Origin of the sequence: Comamonas aquatica NBRC 14918 (assembly GCF_000739875.1) — a bacterium.
GTDB classification, from domain to species: domain Bacteria; phylum Pseudomonadota; class Gammaproteobacteria; order Burkholderiales; family Burkholderiaceae_C; genus Comamonas; species Comamonas aquatica.
On record NZ_BBJR01000024.1, the window covers coordinates 1 to 23,821 of the forward strand.

Annotated in this window: 22 protein-coding genes and 1 pseudogene; 7 read left to right on the plus strand and 16 right to left on the minus strand. The window is 63.6% G+C overall.

Going from position 1 to position 23,821, the window contains the following annotated elements; all coding sequences use genetic code 11:
* Positions 1-411 precede the first annotated feature (411 nt).
* The 4 genes from CA2_RS03045 to CA2_RS03060 all read left to right on the plus strand — a co-directional run bounded on the left by CA2_RS03045 (position 412) and on the right by CA2_RS03060 (position 2,246).
* Positions 412-1,128: an EAL domain-containing protein gene (locus CA2_RS03045; RefSeq protein WP_369441133.1), complete on the plus strand. Its 717-nt coding sequence runs from the start codon at positions 412-414 to the stop codon at positions 1,126-1,128.
* Positions 1,129-1,429: 301 nt separating this feature from the next.
* Positions 1,430-1,648, plus strand: coding sequence for a hypothetical protein (locus CA2_RS03050; protein ID WP_042412566.1), 219 nt, complete (start codon positions 1,430-1,432; stop codon positions 1,646-1,648).
* A 31-nt stretch (positions 1,649-1,679) separates the two neighbouring features.
* The gene (infA, locus tag CA2_RS03055) at positions 1,680-1,946 is read left to right on the plus strand and encodes a translation initiation factor IF-1 (RefSeq protein WP_042412569.1); all 267 of its coding nucleotides are present in this window, start codon (positions 1,680-1,682) and stop codon (positions 1,944-1,946) included.
* A gap of 48 nt (positions 1,947-1,994) precedes the next feature.
* Positions 1,995-2,246: an RNA recognition motif domain-containing protein gene (locus tag CA2_RS03060; protein ID WP_042412572.1), complete on the plus strand. Its 252-nt coding sequence runs from the start codon at positions 1,995-1,997 to the stop codon at positions 2,244-2,246.
* A 160-nt stretch (positions 2,247-2,406) separates the two neighbouring features.
* On the opposite strand, the pseudogene rbp reads toward CA2_RS03060, so the two are convergent.
* Together rbp and CA2_RS17445 are read right to left on the minus strand one after the other, a co-directional pair.
* Positions 2,407-2,709 (minus strand): annotated as a pseudogene (gene rbp / locus CA2_RS03065) (RNA-binding regulator); the annotation flags it as partial.
* Positions 2,710-2,820: 111 nt separating this feature from the next.
* A complete protein-coding gene (locus CA2_RS17445; protein ID WP_245620868.1) occupies positions 2,821-3,057 on the minus strand; it encodes a hypothetical protein in 237 nt (78 codons plus the stop codon).
* A 487-nt stretch (positions 3,058-3,544) separates the two neighbouring features.
* Between CA2_RS17445 and CA2_RS03070 the strand changes: the two genes are divergently transcribed.
* On the plus strand, positions 3,545-4,723 hold the full coding sequence (locus CA2_RS03070) for a GNAT family N-acetyltransferase (RefSeq protein WP_245620869.1): 1,179 nt from the start codon (positions 3,545-3,547) through the stop codon (positions 4,721-4,723).
* On the opposite strand, the gene CA2_RS03075 is transcribed toward CA2_RS03070, so the two are convergent.
* From CA2_RS03075 to CA2_RS03140, 14 genes are all read right to left on the minus strand, one after another.
* Entirely contained in the window at positions 4,720-6,048 is a 1,329-nt protein-coding gene (locus tag CA2_RS03075; protein WP_042412577.1) for a sensor domain-containing diguanylate cyclase, read from the minus strand. The two genes, CA2_RS03070 and CA2_RS03075, sit on opposite strands and share 4 nt — an antisense overlap.
* A 601-nt stretch (positions 6,049-6,649) precedes the next feature.
* Positions 6,650-7,630 (minus strand): Bug family tripartite tricarboxylate transporter substrate binding protein, encoded by a 981-nt coding sequence (locus tag CA2_RS03080; RefSeq protein ID WP_042412787.1) that lies wholly within the window; start codon positions 7,628-7,630, stop codon positions 6,650-6,652.
* A 332-nt stretch (positions 7,631-7,962) separates the two neighbouring features.
* A complete protein-coding gene (locus CA2_RS03085; protein ID WP_042412579.1) occupies positions 7,963-8,721 on the minus strand; it encodes an SDR family NAD(P)-dependent oxidoreductase in 759 nt (252 codons plus the stop codon).
* Positions 8,722-8,771: 50 nt separating this feature from the next.
* A complete protein-coding gene (locus CA2_RS03090) occupies positions 8,772-9,473 on the minus strand; it encodes an ABC transporter ATP-binding protein (RefSeq protein WP_042412582.1) in 702 nt (233 codons plus the stop codon).
* A gap of 17 nt (positions 9,474-9,490) precedes the next feature.
* Positions 9,491-10,261 (minus strand): high-affinity branched-chain amino acid ABC transporter ATP-binding protein LivG, encoded by a 771-nt coding sequence (gene livG / locus CA2_RS03095; RefSeq protein ID WP_042412585.1) that lies wholly within the window; start codon positions 10,259-10,261, stop codon positions 9,491-9,493.
* Positions 10,262-10,302: 41 nt separating this feature from the next.
* A complete protein-coding gene (locus CA2_RS03100; RefSeq protein WP_042412588.1) occupies positions 10,303-11,550 on the minus strand; it encodes a high-affinity branched-chain amino acid ABC transporter permease LivM in 1,248 nt (415 codons plus the stop codon).
* Positions 11,550-12,476 (minus strand): high-affinity branched-chain amino acid ABC transporter permease LivH, encoded by a 927-nt coding sequence (gene livH, locus CA2_RS03105; protein ID WP_042412591.1) that lies wholly within the window; start codon positions 12,474-12,476, stop codon positions 11,550-11,552. The genes CA2_RS03100 and livH overlap by 1 nt, the downstream gene beginning before the upstream one ends.
* A gap of 111 nt (positions 12,477-12,587) precedes the next feature.
* The gene (locus CA2_RS03110) at positions 12,588-13,712 is read right to left on the minus strand and encodes a branched-chain amino acid ABC transporter substrate-binding protein (protein ID WP_042412594.1); all 1,125 of its coding nucleotides are present in this window, start codon (positions 13,710-13,712) and stop codon (positions 12,588-12,590) included.
* Between the two features lie 248 nt (positions 13,713-13,960).
* Positions 13,961-14,620 carry a pseudouridine synthase gene (locus CA2_RS03115; RefSeq protein WP_042412596.1) on the minus strand — a complete coding sequence of 220 codons (660 nt, stop codon included), beginning with the start codon at positions 14,618-14,620 and terminating at the stop codon, positions 13,961-13,963.
* Positions 14,620-16,818, minus strand: a complete 2,199-nt coding sequence (locus CA2_RS03120; protein WP_042412598.1) for a PAS domain-containing hybrid sensor histidine kinase/response regulator — start codon at positions 16,816-16,818, stop codon at positions 14,620-14,622. Before CA2_RS03120 ends, CA2_RS03115 begins: the two co-directional genes overlap by 1 nt.
* 88 nt (positions 16,819-16,906) lie before the next feature.
* Positions 16,907-19,777, minus strand: coding sequence for an aminomethyl-transferring glycine dehydrogenase (gene gcvP, locus CA2_RS03125; RefSeq protein ID WP_042412789.1), 2,871 nt, complete (start codon positions 19,775-19,777; stop codon positions 16,907-16,909).
* Between the two features lie 112 nt (positions 19,778-19,889).
* The gene (gene gcvH, locus CA2_RS03130) at positions 19,890-20,264 is read right to left on the minus strand and encodes a glycine cleavage system protein GcvH (RefSeq protein WP_042412601.1); all 375 of its coding nucleotides are present in this window, start codon (positions 20,262-20,264) and stop codon (positions 19,890-19,892) included.
* Between the two features lie 113 nt (positions 20,265-20,377).
* Complete coding sequence (gene gcvT / locus CA2_RS03135) at positions 20,378-21,517, minus strand: glycine cleavage system aminomethyltransferase GcvT (RefSeq protein ID WP_042412603.1); 1,140 nt, start codon at positions 21,515-21,517, stop codon at positions 20,378-20,380.
* A gap of 247 nt (positions 21,518-21,764) precedes the next feature.
* On the minus strand, positions 21,765-22,085 hold the full coding sequence (locus CA2_RS03140; protein ID WP_042412606.1) for a hypothetical protein: 321 nt from the start codon (positions 22,083-22,085) through the stop codon (positions 21,765-21,767).
* A 276-nt stretch (positions 22,086-22,361) separates the two neighbouring features.
* Here CA2_RS03140 and CA2_RS03145 point away from each other — a divergent pair, with 276 nt between their 5' ends.
* Together CA2_RS03145 and CA2_RS03150 are read left to right on the plus strand one after the other, a co-directional pair.
* Positions 22,362-23,147 (plus strand): SDR family oxidoreductase, encoded by a 786-nt coding sequence (locus CA2_RS03145; protein ID WP_042412608.1) that lies wholly within the window; start codon positions 22,362-22,364, stop codon positions 23,145-23,147.
* A gap of 197 nt (positions 23,148-23,344) precedes the next feature.
* On the plus strand, positions 23,345-23,785 hold the full coding sequence (locus CA2_RS03150; protein ID WP_042412611.1) for a PaaI family thioesterase: 441 nt from the start codon (positions 23,345-23,347) through the stop codon (positions 23,783-23,785).
* The last annotated feature ends 36 nt before the right edge of the window (positions 23,786-23,821 follow it).

Sequence of the window (23,821 nt, forward strand, 5' to 3'; positions counted from 1 at the left end):
CGCCCTTTCAGCCAGCAAAGGTACGGCTTCGTCATGCATTTTTAGTGCACACGCAACCGTAATCTGATCCAGCTTGAAGGCATGGGCCTAGCATCCTATCCCGCAGCTGGATTGGTGGCGTGGCGTCGCCCTGGCAAGAAGCGGGCTTGCCGTTGTGGGCTGTGTAGGTTCCGCTGTCGTCGCTATTTTTTGAGCGGTGGATGGCTGTTGCAATCAGTGTGCAACCCCGCAGTTTTTCTGAAGTTTTGCAGCAGGCACAGCCATACGCACAAACGATGCGGGCGTTGCCAGACCCACGACAGGCACAGGAGCTGGGTGCGATAACATCTGCCGATGCTTCTTCAACCCAAGTCTTCGTTACCGCCCTGTAAAGGCTGTCATGACCGTCCCCCGCTGGGCCTGGCATTCAGTATGGCCTTTCAACCGATCGTGGACGTGCGTGATCAAACCGTTTTTGCTTACGAGGCCCTGGTGCGTGGGCTGGATGGCAGCGGCGCGGGGCAGATTCTGAGTCAGGTGAATGCGGACAACCGTTACCAGTTCGATCAGGCCTGCCGCGTCAAGGCTGTGAGTTTGGCAGCACGTCTGGGCGTCCCCTGCCATGTCAGCATCAATTTTTTGCCGAACGCCGTATACGAGCCTGCAGCCTGCATTCGCACCACCTTGGAAGCGGCGCAGCAGCACCAGTTTCCAACCAGCCACCTTATTTTTGAAATCACCGAGAACGCGCGCGTGGTTGACAAAGACCACCTCAAGCGCATCATGCAGGAGTACCGCCGGCGCGGCTTCAAGACGGCAATCGATGATTTCGGTGCGGGTTACGCCGGCCTCAACCTGCTTGCTGAGTTCCAGCCCGACATCATCAAGCTGGACATGGAGTTGGTGCGCCAGATCGACACCAACCCTGTTCGTCGTGCCATCGTCCAAGGCATTCTGGACGTGTGCCAGGCACTGTCGATCGAAGTGATTGCGGAAGGTGTGGAGACCGATGCCGAGTACCACACGTTGTGCGCGATGGGGGTGCATTACTTCCAGGGCTATCTGTTTGCCAAACCAGCCTTTGAGCAGTTGCCTGTTGTGACGTGGCCTGCTGGCTGCGAGCTGTCTGAAACTGGCGCAGGCATATAGGCCTGAATGCCGCAGCGCGGTCGGTCGTGTGTGCCGCGCGCTGCGCGACTTGGCATATACTGGTCTCGCGCGCTAAATTTGTTCTTCGCCCCTCTAGCGCACGTCTGACACCTCCGTAGCCCCTTGGCCGTTGGTAGTTCCCTTCTTTGAGAAGCGTGCGACTGTCACTCTCCCTTCCCGGCGAATCTCTGCAGATCTCTTCTTCGTTCGATCTGCCCAGCCCCTGATCTACCAGGGTCCGCTGTCTCCCTATTTACTCGATGGACATTGCTCACAAGCAGGGCGTGCCCGTCCGTATGCCATGCTGCAAAAACCTATCAAAGAGCAGGTGGGCAACTACGTTGTTACACCCTTCAGTCACCTCGACGCATCCGGCCAGTTTGCTGCATCGGTATCTATCCGACGCGGTGTCTATGACCGTGTCTTCCGATTCATTCCGCAGTTCACCAGCGAGAGCCTGGCCAACAGCTATGCGCTCGATCAGGCACGCACGATGCTGCTGGCCAACGCACTGAACTAAACCTGTTTATCGCCACTCATCTGGAGGCACCTTGGCAAAAGAAGAACTCATTGAAATGCAAGGTCGGGTGGAAGAAGTTCTGCCCGATACGCGCTTTCGCGTAAAGCTGGACAACGGGCACGAACTGATTGCCTATTCGGGCGGCAAGATGCGCAAGCATCGGATTCGCGTCTTGGCGGGCGACAAGGTCACTGTCGAGATGTCGCCCTACGACCTGAACAAAGGGCGGGTGACCTTCCGCCACATCGAGACGCGGATGAACGCGACCCCCGGTGGTCCCAAGCGTCGTCCCCGTTGATTTTTGGGCTGTCCTGGCACAAAGGTCCGTCCTTCTTGAAAGTACCCTATGCAAAACAAACTCTACATCAGTAACTTGGCCTTCTCGATCGACAGCGATGCACTGCGCAAGCTGTTGACCAACTATGGCGTGGTGCTGTCATCCCAGGTCATCTTGCAGCGTGACACTGGCCGCTCGCGCGGTTTTGCCTTTGTGGAGATGTCCACGGAAGAAGAGGCGCAAGCCGCAGTGCAGGGCTTGAATGGTCAGCCCACCGAGGGGCGCGCGCTGAGCGTGGCGATTGCTCGCGATCGCAGCTAAAGCACCTGTAGCTACAAGCGCAGCCCCCGCGGATGAAAGTCCGCAGGGGGTTTTCTTTGGGCATTTGATGCTTGTCGGCTGCCAACAAAAAGCCCCTGTCAGCAAGTGCTGGCAGGGGCCTTGAGATCTAGAGCCTCAAGAGCTTTTAGTAGCGGTTATTGCCACCGCGGTAACCGCCACCGCCGTTGTTGCTGCGGTAGCCGCCGCCGGATTCTTCGCGGGGGCGTGCAACGTTGACGAGCATGTTGCGGCCATTCAGAGGTTGGTCATGCAGGCCTTGGATGGCAGCTTGCGCTTCTTGCTCGGTCGACATTTCAACAAAGCCAAAACCCTTGGAACGGTCGGAATCGCGCTCCATCATGACCTTGGCAGAGGTCACATTACCGAATTCGGCAAATTGTTGCTCCAGATCGTGGTCGCGAACGTTGTAAGAAAGATTGCCTACGTACAGTTTGGTTGTCATGGTGTAACTCTATGAAGTTGGGGTGATCCTGGGAGATGTCCAAGGATCAAAGGGTGCAAAGCGCCCGTGTACGGGTTGGCCTTTGGGTGTGGAGCGCCGCAAGCTCGGTTGTCAGTCGGGCAGGCCGGGCAGGTGCAAATAGCTTTTGCCTTGCTCAATGGCATAGCGAATGGCGGCAGCAGGAGATCGAAACAGGGGAATGAAGCGAAACACCCGGTCGTGTGAGCAAGAGCCTTTGCCGCTGCGAATGGAAAGCGGTGCTGTGTAAGAGCCGCTGGCGGTCATTGCGGCGGCAGGCGTGAGTGCGTAGCGGCCGATGACTTGAGAGATAGCAGGAGAGTGGATCAAGAGAGACGCGTTGGGTTAGGCAGACGCGCGAATAACAGGCTCAAAAGCAAGCCGCTTATACGTTTTGGGGTGCGGAAAGTAGGATCCAAGCTGCAGCGGCATGCTTGGTCATTTCTCAATGACAACCAGAAGTCATTGAAAACAAGGAGTTGAAAATCGTCTGGTGCGATGTGGGTTGCGCTTGGGGCGCTGCACTTTGGTGTGCTGTATAAGTTGTTGCGTTGCAGCAAATTGGCCGCAACTATAACAGTATTCGGTGCAAAGGCATGGCCTTTCTTTTCTTGTGTAGGGTCGCAATGCCCTCAGGGCTCAGGTGTCTGGGTGATGTCAAGTCTCCGTTGCTGCAAACGGGCACGCTGGCGTGTGGAAACTCGCAGTGCACGATGGCTTGCGCGGAGGTTCGCCATGCAATGCTGTGTGCGAAAGCTATGCCCAGAGACGCGGGCGGCCCTGCAAATCACGCAGCATCTGTGGGATAGGTGGGCCTGTGCCAGACTACGGCATGACTCAAAAAGGGCGGTATACGGCGAGCTGGGTGGATGCGCTTGGCCATGTCGAAGAAGACGCGTGGCAGGTACTGGCCGGTGGCCATCCATTCACCAGCCACGCATTTCTTCAGCTGCTGGAAACAACGGGCTGTGTCGGCGCAAAGACCGGGTGGCATGCCCGCCACTTGCTGCTGTACGAGGAGGGCGTCTTGGTGGCAGCAGCCCCCAGCTATTTCAAGACCCACTCCCGTGGGGAGTTTGTGTTTGACCAGGCCTGGGCCCAGGCGTTTGAGGCGCATGGTCTGTCCTATTACCCCAAGCTGGTGGTGGCCGTTCCGTTTACGCCCGTCCAAGGTCCCAGGCTATTGGCCAAGGATGAGGCTGCGCGCCGTGCCTTGGCGCACGAGCTGGCGGCGGCGTGCGACGTCGTGCATGCCTCTTCGGCGCATGTGCTGTTCACCGCGCCGCAGGACCGGGCAGCCCTGGTTGAGGCTGGCTTCATGCTGCGCGAAAACGTGCAGTTCCATTGGCGGAACGACGGCTACACATGCACTGAAGACTTCCTGGCCCGACTCTCCCAGGACAAGCGCAAGAAGCTGCGGCAAGACACCCGGTATGTGACCAGTGCCGGAATCACTTACCGGTGGTTGGAGGGCGCACAGCTGCAGCGGGAGCACCTGGAGTTCTTCTATGCCTGCTATGTCAATACCTATACCGAGCATTGGTCGCAGCCCTATCTGTGCCTGGAGTTCTTTCTCCGGGCCCATGCGGAGCGTGTGTTGGACTTGGTGCTGATCCTGGCGGAACGTGACGGGGCACCGGTGGCGGTGGCGCTGAATGTGCGTGAGGGCAAGACCCTGTATGGGCGCCACTGGGGCACGACGGAGTTCGTCAAGGGCCTGCACTTCGAGACTTGCTATATGCAATCGATTGCCTACTGCATTCAGCACGGCCTTGAATTTTTTGAGGGAGGGGCCCAGGGCGAACACAAGATGGCCCGCGGGCTGTTGCCGGTGAAGATGTTTTCGGCCCACTGGGTGGCTGACCGCCGGTTTGCCGCGGCCATCGACCACTTCCTGCAGCGGGAGACGGTGGCTGTTGACGGCTATGTCGATGAGTTGCAGCGCGCCAACCCGTTCAAGGTGGATGCAAAAAGCAGGGGGGGCCGGGGCGCCTAGGGCGTGGCCGCTGCCACTTGATTGCGCCCGCTGCGCTTGGCTTGGTACAGGGCGCGGTCGGCCATGTCGACCAGCGCGGTGGTCGATGCCGTCAAGGCTGTACCGCTGGCGCAGGCGACGCCAATGCTGATGGTGATGCGCACCAGGCCGGTGTTTTCGTTGCCCAGTGACATGTTTTCCACCTGCTGCCGGATGAATTCCGCCAGCTTGGCGGCAGAGGGCAGATCGGTGTCCGGCAGCAAGACCGCAAACTCCTCGCCGCCATAACGTGCGACCAGGCTGCCGGTGCGCTGGATGCGGTGTGCCAAGATGCTGGCAAGGCGCTTGAGCACTTCGTCCCCAAAGGGGTGGCCGTGGGTGTCGTTGAGGCGCTTGAAGTGGTCCACATCCAGCATCAGCAGCGACAGTGGAGTTTTGGAGCGGTGCGCGCGCTGCCACTCGGACTCCAGCACTTCATCGAAGCGGCGGCGGTTGGCCAGGCCGGTCAGCGCGTCCTTGATCGCCAGCGACTCCAGGTGCTGGGTGAGCTGCTTCAAGGCTTCCTGCTGTTGCCGGGATTCCGTCACATCGACATGGGAGAGAAAGTTGCTGCCATTGGTCTGGGTGCCACGCAGCTCCACCACGCGCACCCAGCGGTTGTTGGGCAGTGCCAGCACGTAGGGGGCGCCTGAAAAGCGCTGGTGTTCCTTGAGGAGACCCAGGCTGGCGACATACTCCGCCGTGGGGACTTCGTGTTGCCAGGCCTGGGTGTAGAGCTGTGCAAAATCGCGCAGCTTCAACGCATCGGTGCTGGGCAGCCCGTAAAGCTCCAGAAATGCGTGGTTGGCCCAGATGGCACGACCGATCTCATCAACCATCAAGATCCCGTCCGCCAGGCTTTCCAGTGCCATGGCTGTGTCTGGCAGGATTTGTGTGGGCAGTGGCTTGGTGTCAGGATTGATGCGGTCCTGCATGCCGGTCAGCAGCGGTGCCGTTTTGCGCCATAGCCGGACGCGTCCATAGGCACCCAGTGGCAGGGACGCCACGCGCACGCGGTAGTCGTGGTGGTCAAACTCAAACGCCCGCAACTGGTTGCGGTGCCGCAGCACACCTTCCTCGATGTAGCGATCGATCTGTGGCAACTCCTCGGCCGAGAGCCTTTGCAGATAGAAACGCCGCAGGTTATCGCGGTAGTCTTCCCCGACATGGACGTGGCCAGCATGCTCTGGAAAGAACTGCAGAAAGGTGTCGTTCCAAACGAGTGCCTTGTCCTCTGCATCAAAAATGCAGATGGCCACCTCCAGCTGGTCGAGGGCTACTGCTATTGGTTTGAGGATTGAGATCAAGTGGGGCTATCCAAAAAGCTGTCTGAGTCTAGCTTGTAAGTTTTTTGTAACGACCCATGCTAAACCCGTGTAACACCCGCCATCCGCGGGGTCTGCCATCGCCATGCGCGTATGCGTCGGACGGGGCCCTTGCCTGGGTAGGTGTGCGCTGACGGCAGCCTGTCCACAGGATAGGCATTAAAAGTGGTGCTGGCGCTGATGGGGAAAGCGCAGGCAGCTATGGAAGTTGATAGCGCGAACGTGCAGGAGCAGACGCTGTACGGTGTGCAACGGGCACAGGGAGGTGGGACGCCACAAGTCGCGTGCGCGTCACCAAACATTACAAATTACCTGTGACGCAGGATTGGGGTGAATGCCGGCTCCATCGAAGGCCCTGAGCGGCTTGGTGGCAACGGGCTGCTCCAGCTGATGCCGGGTGGTGTCTGATGGGGGCGTGGGCCAGCACCCATTACGTCGGTCCCACGCCGAGGGCGGCACATGCTTGTTCTGGGTGTGGCTGGGGTGGCTGCAGTTCGTGCCACAAAAAAAGCCCAACCGGCAGGTTGGGCTTGGTGGGCTGCGCTCCAGGCTGGACCAGGGAGCGCAGCAATTGCAGCGTGGTTTATTGGATGGTGGCGCCCGAGGCTTCCACCACGGCCTTGGAGTTGGCGAAGTCTGCGCGGTACATCTTGTCAAACTCGGCAATGCTCATGGCCTTGGGCTCGGCGCCTTGGGCCAGGATGGCTTCCTGGGTTTCGGGTTTGGCCAGCAGCTTGTTGACTTCGGCATTCATCTTGGCCGTGATGTCGGCCGGTGTGCCAGCCGGCATGAACAGGCCGTACCAGGTGCTGACATCAAAACCCTTCATGCCCTGTTCCTGCATGGTGGGCACATCGGGCAGCGAGGTGGACCGCTTGGCCGAGGTCACGGCCAGCGGGCGCAGCTTGCCGGCCTTGATCTGTGCAATGGCCGAAGGGATGGAGGAGACCAGCAGATCCACGTTGCCGGCAATCGCATCCATCAGCGCCGGGTTCGAGCCCTTGTAGGGCACGTGGGTCAGCTGCACGCCCGCTGCTTTTTCGAACATGTGACCGGCAATGTGGATGCTGGTGCCGTTGCCGGGCGAGCCGTAGGTGATCTTGGCGGGCGAGGCCTTGGCGGCGGCCACCACGTCGGCAATGCTCTTGTAGGGCGAATTCACGCTGGTGGCGATGATGACCGGGGTGTAGGCAATGTGGGCCACCGGCGTCAGGTCCTTGGTGGGGGTCCAGGGTAGGTTCTTGTACAGGTAGGGGCCGAGGATCAGGTTGTCCTTTTGGCCCATGACCATTTCATAGCCTGTGGCAGGGGCCTTGGCCGCCTCGGTGATGCCGATGGTGCCGCCGGCGCCGGCCTTGTTCTCGGGAACAATGGTCCACTTGGTGGCTTCGGTGAGCTTGTTGGCGATCACGCGCGACAGGATGTCTGTACCGCCGCCGGGGGGGAAGGGGATGACCAGCCGGATGGGTTTGCCGGGGTATTGGTCTGCTGATTGTGCGAGCACGGGGGCGGCAGCGCCTGCGGCCAACGCCAGGGTCGTGCAGGTAATCAGTGTGCGGTACATGAAGGTCTCCAAAAAACTCAGACATCAAAACTGCGGCTGGAGGCGCAAAGCACAGCGAGCCAGCCGCTTTCAAGCAGATTTGTGGGCCGTTGGATGGCACGGGGTGCAGGCCATCAGGCATGGAGTACCGGGTGAGCGGCCTGTTTGCACGCAGCCTGCAGGGGTGGCCTGCAGACTGATCACTGGCTGCAGACACCGATCAGATGGTGCAGCACTGTGTGGCCCACGTAGCGCAAACAGGTTCTTGGGATAGCCGAATGTTAGCGCTGGAATCCTTCTCAAAAGACGGATCGTGCAAAAAATGCCTGCTGTTGGTGCATCAAGGCCGGTGCTTATGCGGTGCGCACATCGGCCAGCACCGGATTGCCGAAGTCGGCACGCTCCAGCCAGGCCAGGACCCGTGCAGCGGCTTCGTCGGCCGACGTCAGTGCCCCTGAGCTGTGCAACTGGGCAAAGCGCTGCACGTCCGGGAAGGCCTGGCTGGAGGCGCTGCGCAACTGGCGTTGCATGTCCGTGTCGATAACGCCAGGGGCCAGCGAGCAGATTTTGGCGCCATTCGGTTTGAGGGCTTCGTCCAGAGCCACGGACACCGAGAAGTTGTCCATCCCGGCCTTGGCGGCGCAATAGGTGGCCTGCGAGGCGATGGCGCGGCGGCCCAGGCCGGACGAGATGTTGAGCACCTGGCGTGGAATCTCCCAGGCCTCGGTAGCCTGCAGGAACGCGGCGGTCAGCAGCATTGGGGCTTCCAGGCCCACACGCAGGGCCTGGGCAATCGCATTCCAGTCGCTGTCTGCCAGCGGGGCGATGGGGGGGATGACCCCTGCGTTGTTGATCAGGACCACGCGGGCGTAGTCGCCGGGTGATTGCGCGCGGAGCCAGTCTTTCAACTGTTGGGCCGCAGGCTGTGGTGCTGCCAGATCGTGCTGCCATTGCAGCAGCGTGGCGTGGCCTTCGCGGGCCGTGGTGTCCAGGTCTGCGTTGCGGTGGCGCGCAATGCCCACTAGGTGGTGGCCCTGGCGCAGGATCTGCCGGGCCATGGACAGGCCCATGCCGCGCGAGCTGCCTGTCAGGATGTAAAGCTGAGGTTTCATGCGCCGTATCGTAGCGGCTCCATCCGGCGCATGAAACCTCAGAGGGGCGATCAACCGCCCAGGTAGGCTTTGCGCACGGCGTCGTTGCGCAGCAGGTTGGCACCGGTGTCTTCCAGCACCAGCCGCCCGGTTTCCAGCACGTAGCCGCGGTCGGCAATCTGCAGGGCGCGGTTGGCGTTCTGCTCCACCAGGAACACCGTGACACCTTGGCTGCGGATGGTCTGGATGATGTCGAAGATCTGCGCAATGATCAGCGGCGCCAGGCCCAGGGTGGGCTCGTCCATCAACAGCAGACGCGGCTTGGACATCAGCGCACGGCCAATCGCCAGCATCTGTTGCTCGCCACCCGACATCGTGCCTGCGCGCTGTGCCGCACGCTCCTTCAAGCGTGGGAACAGGTGGAACACGTGGTCCATGCCCGCTTCAATGTCGTGCTTGTTCAGGAAGAAGCCCCCCATCTGCAGGTTCTCCGTGACGGTGAGGTCCGGGAAGATGCGCCGCCCCTCGGGGGAGACGGCGATCCCGCGCTGCATGATGTGGTGCGTGGGCAGGCTGGTGATGTCCTCGCCTTCGAAATGGATGGTGCCGCTGGAGGCGCGGGGATTGCCGCATACCGTCATCAGCAGCGAGGTCTTGCCGGCGCCGTTGGAGCCGATCAGGCTCACGATTTCGCCCTTGTTGACATGCAGCGACACCTTGTTGACGGCGCAAATCGAGCCGTAATGCGTGCTGATGCTGTCCAGCTCCAGCATCGGTGGATGTGTGCTCATCATGCCTCTCCCAGGTAGGCCTTGATGACCCGTTCATTGTTTCTGACTTCCTCCGGCGTGCCATGGGCAATCGGCTTGCCGTATTCCATGACGGTGATGCGTTCGGAGACACCCATGACCAGGCCCATGTCGTGCTCGATCAGCAGGATGGCGACGCCGTACTGGTCGCGCAGCTGGCGGATCAGGGCTTGCAGATCAAGCTTTTCCTGGGGGTTCAGGCCGGCGGCGGGTTCGTCCAGCATCAGCACCTTGGGCTCGGTGATCATGCAGCGCGCGATTTCCAGGCGGCGCTGGTGACCATAGGCCAGATTGCCTGCTTCGCGGTTCGCGAAATCGCGCAGCCCCATGTAGTCCAGCCAGTGCAGGCTGCGCTCGATGGACTCAGCTTCCTGGCGACGGAAGCTGGGGGTGTTGAACAGGCCGGCCAGGACGGAGGCGCGGTTTTTCTGGTGCTGGGCCACCAGCAGGTTTTCCAGCACCGTCATCTTCTTGAACAGCCGCACGTTCTGGAAGGTGCGCACGACGCCCTTGCGGGCGACCGTGTGGCTGCCCAGACCGGCAATGCTGGCGTTCTGCAGCAGGATGCTGCCGCCTGTGGGGTTGTAGAAACCACTGATGCAGTTGAACACCGTGGTCTTGCCGGCCCCGTTGGGGCCGATGATGGCGAGAATCTGCTTCTCACCCAATTCGAGGCTGACGCCATCGACCGCAAGCAAGCCGCCAAAGCGCATGCTCAGGTCCTTGACGTCCAACAAATGACTGCTAGGCATGCTGGAGTGTTTTCTTCAAAGAGTGCATGGGATAGATGGGGTCAGGCGCTGCGTTTGGCGGGCACCTTCACATGGTTGCGCGTGACCGGGAACAGTCCCTGGGGGCGCCACACCATCATCAGGATCATGACGAGGCCGAAGATCAGCATGCGGTATTCGGAGAACTCGCGGGCCAGCTCTGGCAGCACGGTGATCAAAATGGCCGCGACAATCACTCCCAGCTGCGATCCCATGCCTCCCAGCACCACGATGGCCAGAATCAGGGCCGACTCAATGAAGGTGAAGGATTCGGGGTTCACGATGCCTTGGCGCGCCGCGAAGAACGCGCCCCCAAAGCCTGCGAACATGGCCCCCAGGGTGAACGCGGACAGCTTGATGTGCATGGGGTTGAGCCCCAGCGAGCGGCAGGCGATCTCATCCTCGCGCAGGGCTTCCCAGGCGCGGCCGATGGGCATGCGGATGAGGCGGCTGGAGATCCACAGCGTCACCACTGCCAGCATCAGTGCCATCAGGTACAGGAAGATGACCATGTGCACGGAGCTGAACTCCCAGCCCATGAACTGGTGGAAGGTGGTGGCGCCTTCGACGCTCGGATTGCGTGTCATTTCCAGACCCAGCACCGTGGGCTTGGGAATGCCGGAAATCCCGTCAGGGCCACCGGTCCAGTCGTTCAGGTTGATCAGCAGCAGGCGGATGATTTCACCAAAGCCCAGCGTCACGATGGCTAGGTAGTCACCGCGCAGTCGCAGCACAGGAAAGCCGAGCACGAAGCCGAACATGGCCGAGGCGGCACCTGCCAGTGGCAGGGCCTCCCAGAAGCTCCAGCCTGCCCAGTGGAACAGCAGGGCGTAGGTGTAGGCGCCAACGGCATAGAAGCCGACAAAGCCCAGGTCCAGCAGGCCGGCAAAGCCCACCACAATGTTCAGGCCCAGGCCCAGCATGATGTAGATCATCGCCAGGGTGGCGATGTCCACGGCGTTGCGTCCGGCAAAGAAGGGCCAGGACACGGCCATCAGCAAGGCGGCGAACACCAGGGCATTGCGCAGCTTGGGCGTCAGTGCCGGCAGGCTGGGCATGCGCAGGCCCTGGGTGGCACCGCGCAGGGCGGGTTTGAGCAGTTGCACCACGAACACCAGCACAGCGGCGCCGAGGACGTAGTTCCAGTGCGGCTCCAGCGTCATGCGGCCGCCGACGCGCTGCAACTGCAAACCAAAGATGGGAGTGACGACCACGGCGGTGATGACGGCTGCCATCAGGGCCGGGCCCAGGTTCAGGAGAAGGCGTTGCATCAGACTTTCTCCACTTCAGGCTTGCCCAGCAGACCTGTGGGGCGGAATAGCAAGATCAGCACCAGCAGGCTGAATGCCACGATGTCCTTGTACTCGGAGGAGATGTAGGCAGCCGCCAGGGTCTCGGCGACGCCCAGGATCACACCACCCAGCATGGCGCCGGGGATGCTGCCGATGCCCCCCAGCACGGCGGCGGTGAAAGCCTTGATGCCAGCCAGAAAACCGATGAAGGGGTTGAGCTTGCCCACGGCCAGGGCAATCAGTACGCCGCCCACGGCCGCCAGCATTGCCCCCAGGATGAAAGTGAACGAAATCACGCGGTTGGTGTTGATGCCCAGCAGGCTGGCCATGTGCATGTCCTGGGAGCAGGCGCGCGAGGCACGGCCCATGCGCGAGTGCTTGATGTACAGGGTCAGGGCAATCATCAGCACGACCGCCACGGCAATGATCAGCACGCGGGTGTAGGGCACGAATACCTCGAATCCGCTGCCCATCTCAAACTGGAAAGCACCAGGCAGCAGCGAAGGCACGGCCATGTCGCGCGCACCCTGCCCCAGGGCGACCCAGTTCTGCAAGAAGATGGACATACCGATCGCGGAGATCAGTGCCACCAGCCGGGGGCTGCTGCGCACCGGCTTGTAGGCCACCTGTTCGACGGCAAAGCCATAGATGCCGGTGATGACCACGGCCACGATGAGCATCAGGCCGATCACCATCCAGATGGGCACGGTGCCCTGAATGCCGACGGCCGACAGGGTCACCAGCCCCACGTAGGCACCAATCATGTAGATGTCCCCATGAGCGAAATTGATCATGCCGATGATGCCGTAGACCATGGTGTAGCCGATGGCGATCAAGGCGTAGATGGCCCCGAGTGAGAGACCGTTGAAAAGCTGCTGTAGCAGTTGGGGGAGAAAGTCGTTCATGTGCGCAAAGGCCTAACTAAATTGAAGGGCGCAGCAATACCCGTGTTGAACTGAAAAGCCCACAGGCTTGGTGCAAAGCGCTGTGGTGTGGGCTTGGTCAGTGGCTACGGATTACTTGGTCGCAGGCGTCTTGCTGCCGTCCTTGTGCCACTGGAAGATCTGGAAGTCGAATGCGTTCAGGTCGCCTTGCTTGTTCCAGGACACAGGGCCGATCACGGTGTTGATGGTCGCCTTGTGCAGGTGGTCGGCCACCTTCTTGGGATCGTCACCCACGGCCTTGATGCTCTCGGCGATCGCCTGCGTTGCCGCATACGCGGTCAACTGGAACGCGCCCGAAGGATTGCGCTTCTTGTCCTGGAACGCCTTCACGATGGCCGCGTTCTTGGGGTTGGTGGAGAAGTCGGCAGGCAGGGTCACCAGCATGCCTTCGACGGCGTTGCCGGCAATCGCATTGACTTCAGGGTTGCCCACGCCTTCAGGGCCCATCATGCGCACCTTCAGGCCTTGCTCGCTGGCCTGGCGCAGCAGCAGGCCCATTTCGGGGTGGTAGCCGCCGTAGTAGACAAAGTCAACGCCCGCGCTCTTGAGCTTGGTGATGATGGCAGAGTAGTCGCTGTCGCCGGCGTTGATGCCTTCAAACAGGGCCACGTTGACCTTGGCCTTTTGCAGCTGGTCGCGCACGGACGAGGCAATGCCCTGGCCATACGACTGCTTGTCGTGCAGCACGGCGACCTTGGTGGGCTTGGCCTTTTCGATGATGAACTTGGCGGCGGAAGGACCTTGTTGGTCGTCGCGACCGATGGTGCGGAAGATGTAATGGAAGTTCTTGCCTTCGGTCAGCGCGGGCGACGTGGCCGAAGGGGTCACCACCACCACGCCTTCGTTGTCATAGATGGGGGCTGCGGCAATCGCAGCGCCGGAGCAGACTGGGCCGATCATGTAGCCGATCTTGCTGTTGACCACGCGGTTGGCAGCCACAGGGCCTTGCTTGGGTTCGCAGGCATCGTCTACGGTGGTGACTTCGATCTTCTTGCCATTGATGCCGCCGGCCGCGTTGATTTGTTCCACGGCGGTCGAGACGCCTTCCTTCACCATGTCCCCGTACTGGGTCAGCGGACCGGTGGTTGGGATCACCATGGCGAACTTGATGTTTTGTGCGTAGGCTTGGCTGGTGACGGCTGCGCCCAGCAGGCCCAGGGTTGCCACGATGGTTTTCAATTGAAACGAAGCACGCATGGTTGTATGTCCTCTTGGTTGGTTTTGCATCCGGCATTTGCATGCCCTTGAGGGATAGCTGCAAATTGCATGCCTGATGCGCGAGGTGCCAAGCTTAAAAATTTGCTAGCAAAAGGCGCAACCGGGTTTGTCTCTATGGCGCTGCGCGCAGAGGGAAAGTTTGCAAATCGCTGCGGAGAATCAAGATTAATGCGCGCGTGGTCGCTTATTTAGAATTTGCTGTTGTGGCATGGGGTAAGCCCGGGTGCTCAAAACGGAGCCGGGCTTTGAACCTGCAACGGGCTGCCGGATACCGGGTGCTGGAACTGCAACGTGGTCGCGTGCAGCAGCAGTCTGGGGGCCATGGCGACGACGTCCGCAGGGGCATACAAGGCATCGCCCAGCATCGGGTGACCGATGTGGGTCATGTGCACCCGCAACTGGTGGGAGCGGCCAGTGATGGGTTCTAGCCACAGCCTGGTGCTGTGCGGGGGAATTCCGCGCTGGTCGGGATGCACCTGGTAGCGGGTCTGGCTGGGCTTGCCGGTCGCTGGACACACGATCTGCAAAGGGCGGCGCTCCCAGTCGCACACCAACGGGGCATCCACCATGCTCCAATCCTGTTCGGGCGCAGCGACCTGGCCGAAGACCACGGCGGTGTAGCGCTTGTGCACTTCCCGTGCGGCAAACGCTTTGCCCAGGTCGCTTTGCACTGTCTTGGTGCGCGCCAGAATGACCAGGCCCGACGTGGACATGTCCAGGCGGTGGACCACCAGGGCATCGGGCCAGTGCTGCAACGCGCGGTGGATCAGGCAGTCCTGCTTGTCCTCGCCGCGGCCTGGGACGCTCAGCAGGCCGGAGGGCTTGTCGAGCACCAGCAGGTGCTCGTCTTCATACAGACAAGAAGGACGGGGCGCAACAACAGTCATCAGGGCTTTTGGTGGAGGAGGCGGTCCACCGTCTCGCACAGTTCGTCCACATCGTTCGGTTTGTGAATCAGGGCCAGGGCCCCGGCGTCCAGGGCCTGGGCCTCGATCTCGGCGGTGACATAGCCGGAGGCCAGCGCGACGGGCAGGTCCGGGCGGATGCGCTTGGAGTCCCGCACCAGATCCACCCCACAATACCCGGGCATGTTGTAGTCGGTCACCAGCAAGTCGTAGGCATGCGGGTTCTGCTCCAGGGCGGCCGTGGCTTCGCGCGGATCCAGGAAGCCCGACACCTGGTAGCCGCGGCGGCGCAGCAGGCGCTGCACCAGCGAGACCAGGGCGTGGTCATCGTCCACATACATCACATGCGGGCGCTCTTGCACGGTGGCGGCAGCGTGGGCCGGGGGAAGCGTGCAGATGTGCGAGGTGGCAAAGCGCGGCGGTGGCACCGTCGGGGTGGAGGCCAGGAGGTTGACCGGGAAGTACAGGGTGAACGCGCTGCCCTGGCCGAGTTTGCTGGTGACGTCCACCGCGCCCCCATGGGTGCGCATCACGCCGTGCACCACTGCCAGACCCAGGCCGGTGCCCTGGCCCACGGGCTTGGTGGTGAAAAATGGTTCGAAGATGCGTTGCAGGGTCTCGGGCGACATGCCGGGGCCGTTGTCCTGCACCGTGATGGCGATGTAGTCGCCCAGGCTCAGGCCCAGCCGTTCGCACAGGCGTTGCTCCGACATGCTGAGCGTGGCCTCCATGCGCACCAGCCCGCGGTTGTCGCCAATTGCGTGCACGGCGTTGGTGGTCAGGTTGAACAGCGCCTGCTCGACCTGGGTCGGGTCGGCCAGCATGTGGGGCAGCTCCGGGGGGGCATCCACCTGCAGCTCAATCGCGGGTGGCAGGGTGACACGCAGCAGGCGCTCGGTGTCGCGCATCACCTCTGAGGCGCGGACCGCATAGCGCTTGGGCGGCTCGTTGCGGCTGAAGGTCAGGATCTGGCGCACCAGATCGCGCGCCCGGCGGCCAGCTTTCTCGATCTCCAGCAGGCTTTCCATGGCCTGCGGGTTGTGGCTGCAATCGGCCTTGGCCAGCTCCACATTGCCCAGGATGGCCCCCACGATGTTGTTGAAGTCATGGGCAATCCCGCCGGCCATGGTGCCCAGGGCCTGCATCTTGTGCGACTCGCGCAGTTGCAGCTCCAGTTCGCTGCGCTGGGCCTCGGCGCGTTTGCGGCTGGTCAGGTCGCGGGCGAAGACGGTGGTGATCTCGCCATCGGACAGGCGCTCGAAGGACATGCCCACTTCCACCGGCAAGGTCTTGCCCGTGGCGGTCAGGGCGGTCATCTCGCCCAGCATGGCCTGCGTGGTCAGGGGAGCGAATTCCAGGGCGTGCACGGCATCCGGCAGGAAGCGCGACAGCTTGCTGCCCAGGGCATCCGTGGCCGGGCACAGGAACAAGGCCGCCGCCGTGGGGTTGAAAACCGTGATGCACTGGTTCTGGTCCACGCAGATGATGGCGTCCAGCGAGCTGTTGATCACCGATTCCAGGCGGCGTTCGCTGGCATGCAGCTGGTCGTTGCGCTGCTGCAGTTGCTGGCGTTCGGCAAGCAGCGGGCCCTGGTCCACCAGGGCGCACATGAATTGCGCGATGGTTGGGCCTTCGCGCTGGGGAATCTGGATACAGGCGATGTGCAGGTCGCCCTGCATCTGCTCGCCGTTGCCCAGGCTGAAGACCACTTCCTGCACTTCGCTGCGCCCGGCTTGGCGCGCCAGCACAAAACCCTCGGCCACGCGGTCGCTGTCGGCGGGGCTGACGAGCGGCATGAAGGAGACAAACAGCCGGTCATGGCCTTCGGCCTGGAAGGCGTTGTGCGCCATGGCATTCGCCTGGATGACCATGTCATGCTCATCGAGCACCAGCAGGGGCAGGGGCACGCTGGAGAACAGGGCCTCGAAGCGCTCCGAGGCACTCTCGGCCACAGCCTGGCTGTAATCCAGCACCTTGTTCTGGATTTCCAGCTCGTTCTGGTAGTTGCGCAGCTCGGCGATCAGGGCCGCCAGCGGGTCGTCGCTCAGCGATTCCTCGCTCACCTGCAGCGCTGGCAGCACATCCAGCGCGGCGGGGTCCAGTTCGGGCAGCAAATCCTGGACGGGCGTGGAAGCGTCTGCTTCGCGGGTGATCAGAAAGGAAAGGTCTGGGCGACTCATGGGCGGCAGCACCGGCAGCGGGACGTGGAGGCGCAGTGTAAGCGCCCTCCGTGAAGGGCACGACGGGAAACCCCCAGAGGACTGGGGATCAGCTCAGGTAAGCCGCCAGCGGAGGGCAGGTGCACACTATGTTGCGGTCGCCATAGACGTTGTCGATACGCGACACTGGCGGAAAATACTTGTGCGCCAGTGCGGTCTGGCCAGCGGCCTGCTGGCGGCTGTAGGCGTGCGGCCAGGGCTCTTGCAGCAGTTGCGCGGCAGTGTGCGGGGCGTGCTTGAGCGGGTTGTCGTCCCGGGTCCAGTCGCCGCGTTCGATCTGGCGGATTTCCTCGCGGATGGCCAGCATCGCGTCGATGAAGCGGTCCAGCTCCGACAGCGGCTCGCTTTCCGTGGGCTCCACCATCAGGGTCCCGGGCACGGGGAAGGACAGGGTCGGTGCGTGGAAGCCATAGTCGATCAGGCGCTTGGCCACATCCTCGGCGGTGACGCCGCTGCTGTCCTTCAGGGGGCGCAGGTCCAGGATGCACTCGTGCGCCACGAGCCCGCCAGGGCCGGTGTACAGCGTGGGGTAGTGGCCTTGCAGGCGGGCGCTGATGTAGTTGGCGTTGAGGATGGCCGTCTCCGTGGCATGGCGCAGGCCGTGCACGCCCATCATGCGGATGTACATCCAACTGATCGGCAGCACGGAGGCATTGCCATACGGTGCGGCCGAGATCGCGCCCACCGGGCTGGCCGTGGCGCTGGCTGGGTGCCCGGGCAGGTAGGGCACCAGATCGGCGGCCACGCAGACCGGGCCCACGCCGGGGCCGCCACCGCCGTGCGGAATGCAGAAGGTCTTGTGCAGGTTCAGGTGGCTGACGTCGCCGCCGAAGGCGCCGGGCGCCGCCACGCCGACCAGGGCGTTCATGTTGGCGCCGTCCACATAGACGCGGCCGCCGTGCTGGTGCACCAGGTCGCACAGCGGGCGCACGGCGTCCTCGAACACGCCATGGGTGCTGGGGTAGGTGATCATGATGCAGGCCAGCCGGTCGCTGTGCGCCTCGCACTTGGCCTGCAGGTCCGCCATGTCGACGTTGCCCTGCGCATCGCAGGCCACCACCACCACCTGCATGCCGCACATCTGGGCGCTGGCCGGGTTGGTGCCGTGGGCGCTGGACGGAATCAGGCAGATGGTGCGCTGGGGCTGCCCCTGGGCGGCGTGCCAGGCGCGGATGGCCAGCAGGCCGGCGTATTCGCCCTGCGAGCCGGCGTTGGGCTGCAGGCTCACGTCGGCATACCCGGTGATGCGCGACAGCCACTGGCGCAACTGCTGGTCCAGCAGGGCATAGCCTTGCTGCTGGTCGGCCGGCGCGAACGGGTGGATGTGGGCGAAGTCCGGCCAGGTGATGGGCAGCATCTCGCTGGTGGCGTTGAGCTTCATGGTGCACGAACCCAGCGGGATCATGCAGCGGTCCAGCGCCAGGTCCTTGTCCGACAGGCTGCGGATGTAGCGCAGCATGGCGGTTTCGCTGCGGTGGCGGTGGAACACCGGGTGTGTCAGATAGGGAGAGTGGCGCTGCAGCGCTGCCGGGATCAATGGGGCGGCCTGGCCGTCCAGCACCGGCGTGCCGGTGGCGCCAAACAGGCGCAGCAGCAGGGCCACATCGGCCGGGGTGCTGGTCTCGTCCAGCGAGATGCCCAGCGCGGATTCAGAGACTTTTCGCAGGTTGACGCCCGCCAGCTCTGCGCGGGTAGCTATATTGATTGCAGCATGCGGCACGCGCACGGTCAGGGTGTCGAAGGCCGTGTCGTGGACCAGGGCATGGCCTTGGGCCTGCAGGCCATGGGCCAGGGTGGCAGTCAGGCCGGCAATGCGCTGCGCCATCTGGCGCAGGCCGTCGGGGCCGTGGTAGACCGCATACATGCTGGCCAGCACGGCCGGCAGCACCTGGGCCGTGCAGATGTTCGAGGTGGCCTTTTCGCGGCGGATGTGTTGCTCACGCGTTTGGAGTGCCAGGCGCAGGGCGGGTGCGCCCTGGCTGTCCACGCTGACCCCCACCAGACGCCCTGGCAGGGCGCGCTTGTAGGCATCCTGGCAGGCCATGAAGGCCGCATGCGGGCCACCGGCCCCCAGCGGCAGGCCCAGGCGCTGGCTGCTGCCGACCACGATGTCGGCGCCCCATTCGCCGGGCGGTGTCAACAGCGTCAGGGCCAGCAGGTCGGTGGCAACGATGAACAGCGCCTGCTGCTGGTGGCTCAGGCTGGCCGCATCGCGCCAGTCGGCCAGGGCCCCTGTGCTGCCGGGGTACTGCACCAGGGCACCAAAGTGCGGCGCCTGCAGGGCGGCGTGGAAGGCAGCGTCGTCAGCGGGGCAGTCCAGTTGCCAGCCCAGGGGCTCGGCGCGGGTGCGCAGCACGGCCAGGGTCTGGGGGTGGGTGTCGGGGTGGACCAGGAAGATGCTGCTGGGCGAGGCTGCGCTGCGGCGCGCCAGTGCCATGGCTTCGGCAGCGGCGGTGGCTTCGTCCAGCATGGAGGCATTGGCCACGGGCATGGCCGTGAGGTCGCAGACCAGGGTCTGGAAGTTCAGCAGGGCCTCCAGGCGTCCCTGCGAGATTTCGGCCTGGTAGGGGGTGTAGGCCGTGTACCAGGCGGGATTTTCCAGGATGTTGCGCTGGATGACGCCTGGGGTGTGGGCGGCGTAATAGCCCTGGCCGATGAAGCTCTTGAGCACGCGGTTGCGCGCGGCGATGGTCTTGAGTTCGTGCAGTGCCTCGGCTTCGCTGAGTGCCGGGGGCAGGTCCATGGGGCGGTCCTGCACGATGTCGGGCGGCACCAGTGCATCCATCAGGGCCTGGCGCGAGGGCTGGCCGATGGCGCGCAGCATGTGTGCTTCGTCCGGCGCACTGGGCCCGATGTGGCGCCGCGCGAAGGCGTCGCTCTCGTGCAGTTCAGACAGGGGTGCTTGCAGTCGCTGATTCATCATCCCACCTTCCCTCTCATCGATACAGTGCGCGGGCCGGGTTGCGGCTGCGGCGGCAGGCACGCAGCCGCCCCGATCTGGGCGGCGCAGGCCCAGAGCAGGGTGCAGGCGCTCAGGCGCTGGCGGCGAAGTTGCCGTAGGTGGTTTCGTCCATCAGGCCGTCGAGCTGGCTGGGGTCGCTGAGCTTGACCTTGAAGAACCAGCCGGCGCCCAGCGGGTCGGTGTTGGCCAGCGAGGGATCGGCGCGCAGGGCTTCGTTGACTTCGACGATCTCGCCGGTCACGGGCATGAAGACGTCGGCCGCGGCCTTGACGGACTCGACCACGCCGGTGACGTCGCCCTGCAGGAAGGTGGTGCCCACGGCGGGCAGGTCCACAAACACCACGTCACCCAGGGCGTCCTGGGCGTGCACGGTAATGCCGACGATGGCGGCTTCAGGCTGGGCGGCGTTGACCCATTCGTGTTCTTTGGAAAATTTGAGGCTCATGGGAAAAACTCCGTGATGCGAGAAAAGGCAAAAAGCGTGCCGCAGGCCGGCGCGCGTTGGCTCACACTGTAGCCGGGTTGGCAGGCGCCGACGGCGTTGCCAGCGGCTGCGGCCTAGCTTTTGCGGTAGCGGGTCCCTATGAAAGGCAGAGGAATGACCTCCATGGGCACGGGCTTGCCGCGCACCAGGGCATCCAGCCGGGTGCCGTGGGCGGCGCAGTCGGGCGGGACATAGCCCATGGCGATCGGGCGGTCGGTGCTGGGCGAGAGCAGGCCGCTGGTGACCTGGCCGACCGCCATGCCCCCCGGGCGGTGCAGGGGGCTGCCGTCGCGCACGGGGATGCGCTCCATGGCGTGCAGGCCCACGCGCACGCCGGCCACGGGCGCCTGGCCCTCGATCTGCGGCAGAACCACGTCGGCACCGATGAAGCCGCCGGCACGCTGGCCCCCGGTGCGGCGCACCTTGGGGATGCTCCAGTTCAGGGCGGCCTGGGTGGGGGTGGTGCGCTGGTCCATGTCGGTGCCGTACAGGCACAGCCCGGCCTCCAGGCGCAGCGAATTGCGGGCACCCAGGCCGGCGGGCAGCACGCCGGGCTGCTTGAGCAGCCAGCGCGCCAGGGCATCGGCGTGGCTGGCGGGGATGGAGATTTCAAAGCCATCCTCCCCGGTGTAGCCGCTGCGGGTGATGTAGCCGCGTGCATCCTTGAAGTCGAACGGCGTGCCCTGCATGAACAGCAGCGGGCCGGTGGCCGGCACCGGGCGCTGCAGCACGGCGGCGGCCTGCGGGCCTTGCAGGGCCAGCAGGGCCATCTCGGGCAGGGGCTGGACCTGGCATTCGTGGCCGATGTGGGTCTGCAGCCAGGCCAGGTCTTCGTGCTTGCGGGCGGCGTTGACGATCAGCAGGTAGTCCTGGCCACGGTTGATGACCATCAGGTCGTCGAGGATGCCGCCGTCCTCGGCCAGCAGCAGGGCGTAACGCTGGCGGTGCAGGCCCAGGTCCATCACGTCGATGGGCAGCACCTGTTCCAGCGCGGCGGCGGCCGAGGGGCCGCTGACGCTGATCTGCCCCATGTGCGAGACGTCGAACAGGCTGACTTTCTCGCGCGTGTGCTTGTGCTCGGCCAGCAGGCCGGCGGGGTATTGCACCGGCATGGCATAGCCGGCAAAACGCACCATGCGCGCACCCAGTTCCAGGTGCAAGGCGTGCAAAGGGGTGTGCAGGGCGGGCGCCTCGGTGGGCGGCACTGTGGTCATGACCTGGTCCTCGTTCTTGGTGGTTGGAACGATTCTAGGGGGCTGCCGCCGCTTGTGGCTGCGCGTTGTCGCGGGAGCGCACGTGCAGTTGACAGCCCCGTGGCGGGCGCACCTGGGCTGGGTGTGCCGCGCACGGGCCATGCCTGCCAGGAGCAGCTGGCGCTGGTTCCACCTGACTTTCAGCGCGAAAAGTGCCTGAAGTTAAGGCAGGACGTGCGCCAGCTGCTCTCTTTTTGAGCGAATGTGCTCAGTGGGGGCGCACCTCGAAATAGCAGCCTTCCTCGCCACCGAGGCCTTGCATGCCGGCCTCGGCCGCGGCGCGGGCGGCCTTCATCCAGCGTTGGTAGATGGCCTTGGCATCGTCGGTGATTTCCTCGGGCGGGGCGTCTTCCAGACGCTCCAGCGTGCGCAGGGCGTCGGCCACCTGGGCCTCGCCGCCAAGCTGGCGCGCCAGTGTGCGGGCGTAGCGGGTTTCGGCGCGCTGGCGCTCGAACTCCGGCAGGCCGGGGTAGTCGCACAGGGCCACGGTGAAGCAGGGTTGGTCTTGAACAGTATCGGTTGCGAACATAGATATGTATAAAACAACAGTGACTGTATGAATGTACAGTTTTTTGTGGCCGCTGCGCAAGTGTTTTTTGCAGGGCCCATCACCCTGAGGAGCCACCGCGTCGGTCGCCGTGGCGCGGTGGCTGGCGGGCCGCGGGTCTGCGTGGCTGCCTTGGTGGATTCACTAGGTAGTGGCTTCACCCGTGCGACAGCGCGATGCGGGTGAGGCATTTCACAATGCAGGCGCAGGCCCCGAACGAGGGCCGTTTCCATCCATGACCACCAGGAGACTTCGTCCATGACGCGTACCGTGCAACAACTCTTCAACCTGCAAGGCAAGACGGCCTTGGTGACCGGTGGCTCGCGCGGCCTGGGGCTGCAGATGGCACAGGCCCTGGGGGAGGCCGGTGCGCGCGTGGTGCTGACCTCGCGCAAGGCGCAGGACCTGGAGGCGGCCGCGGCCGAGTTGCAGGCCCAGGGCATCGACGCGCAGTGGATTGCCGCGGACTGTGCCAAGGAAGAGGACATCCTGCGCCTGGTGGCCGAGACCGTGCAGCGCGTCGGCCCCATCGACATCCTGGTCAACAACGCGGGCGCCAGCTGGGGCGCCCCGGCGGAAAGCCACCCCGTGGCGGCCTGGGACAAGGTGATGAACCTGAACATCCGGGGCTATTTCCTGCTGAGCCAGGCCGTGGCCAACGCCGGCATGCTGGCGCGCGGCGGGCGCATCATCAACCTGGCCTCGATCGCCGGCCTGGGCGGCAACCCCATCGAGATGAAGACGATTGCCTACAACACCTCCAAGGGTGCGGTGCTGAACTTCACGCGCGCGCTGGCGGCCGAATGGGGCCCCCACCATGTGACGGTGAATGCCATCTGCCCGGGCTTCTTTCGCACCAAGATGGCCGAGGTGCTGATCGACACCATGGGCGAGGACAACATGGCCAGCCGCGCACCGCTGCGGCGCCTGGGCGATGACGAAGGCCTGAAGGGCCTGACCGTGCTGCTGGCCAGCGATGCCGGCAAGCACATCACCGGCCAGTGGGTGGCAGTGGACGGCGGCGTGAGCGCGGTGCTGGGCTGATGGGCATGCGCGCGCGGTCAGTGGCCCTGTCCCAACGGTGTGTCTGCAGCGCCCAGGGTCCAGCCCGCGCGGGCGGCGGCCTGCGTGGACGGGATTGTCGCCATTACTCCAATGCGACAGCTTTTTGCCCAGAGCCCACCGCCCGCGCCGCTATGCTTGCGCGCATTTCCCCCTGATATGAACGACGGAGACACCGCATGCTGAGTTTTGGCGCCCACCCCATCCCCTTTGTGAACCACCTGGGCTTCACCCTGCACCACATGGCCAACGGGGAGTCCGAACTGCGCTACACCGCCAAGCCCGAGCACCTGAACACCTTCGACGTGACGCACGGCGGTGCCAGCATGACGCTGATGGACGTGGCCATGGCCGTGGCCGCGCGCAGCCTGGAGAGCGACGATTTCGGTTGCGTCACCATCGAGATGAAGACCAGCTTCATGCAGGCCGCGCGCGGCCCGCTGGTGGCCAAGGGACTGGTGCTGCACCGCACCAAGACCATGGCCTATTGCGAAGGCAAGATCTATGACAGCGAGGGCCGCCTGTGCACCCATGCCACCGGCACCTTCAAGTACATGCCGCGCACTGTCAAGCCTGGTCAGAAACCCGGTAGCGCCACCACCGTGATTGCCACAGACTGAGCCAGCGGCCAGCCAGGGCTGGCTTGAGTTTCATGT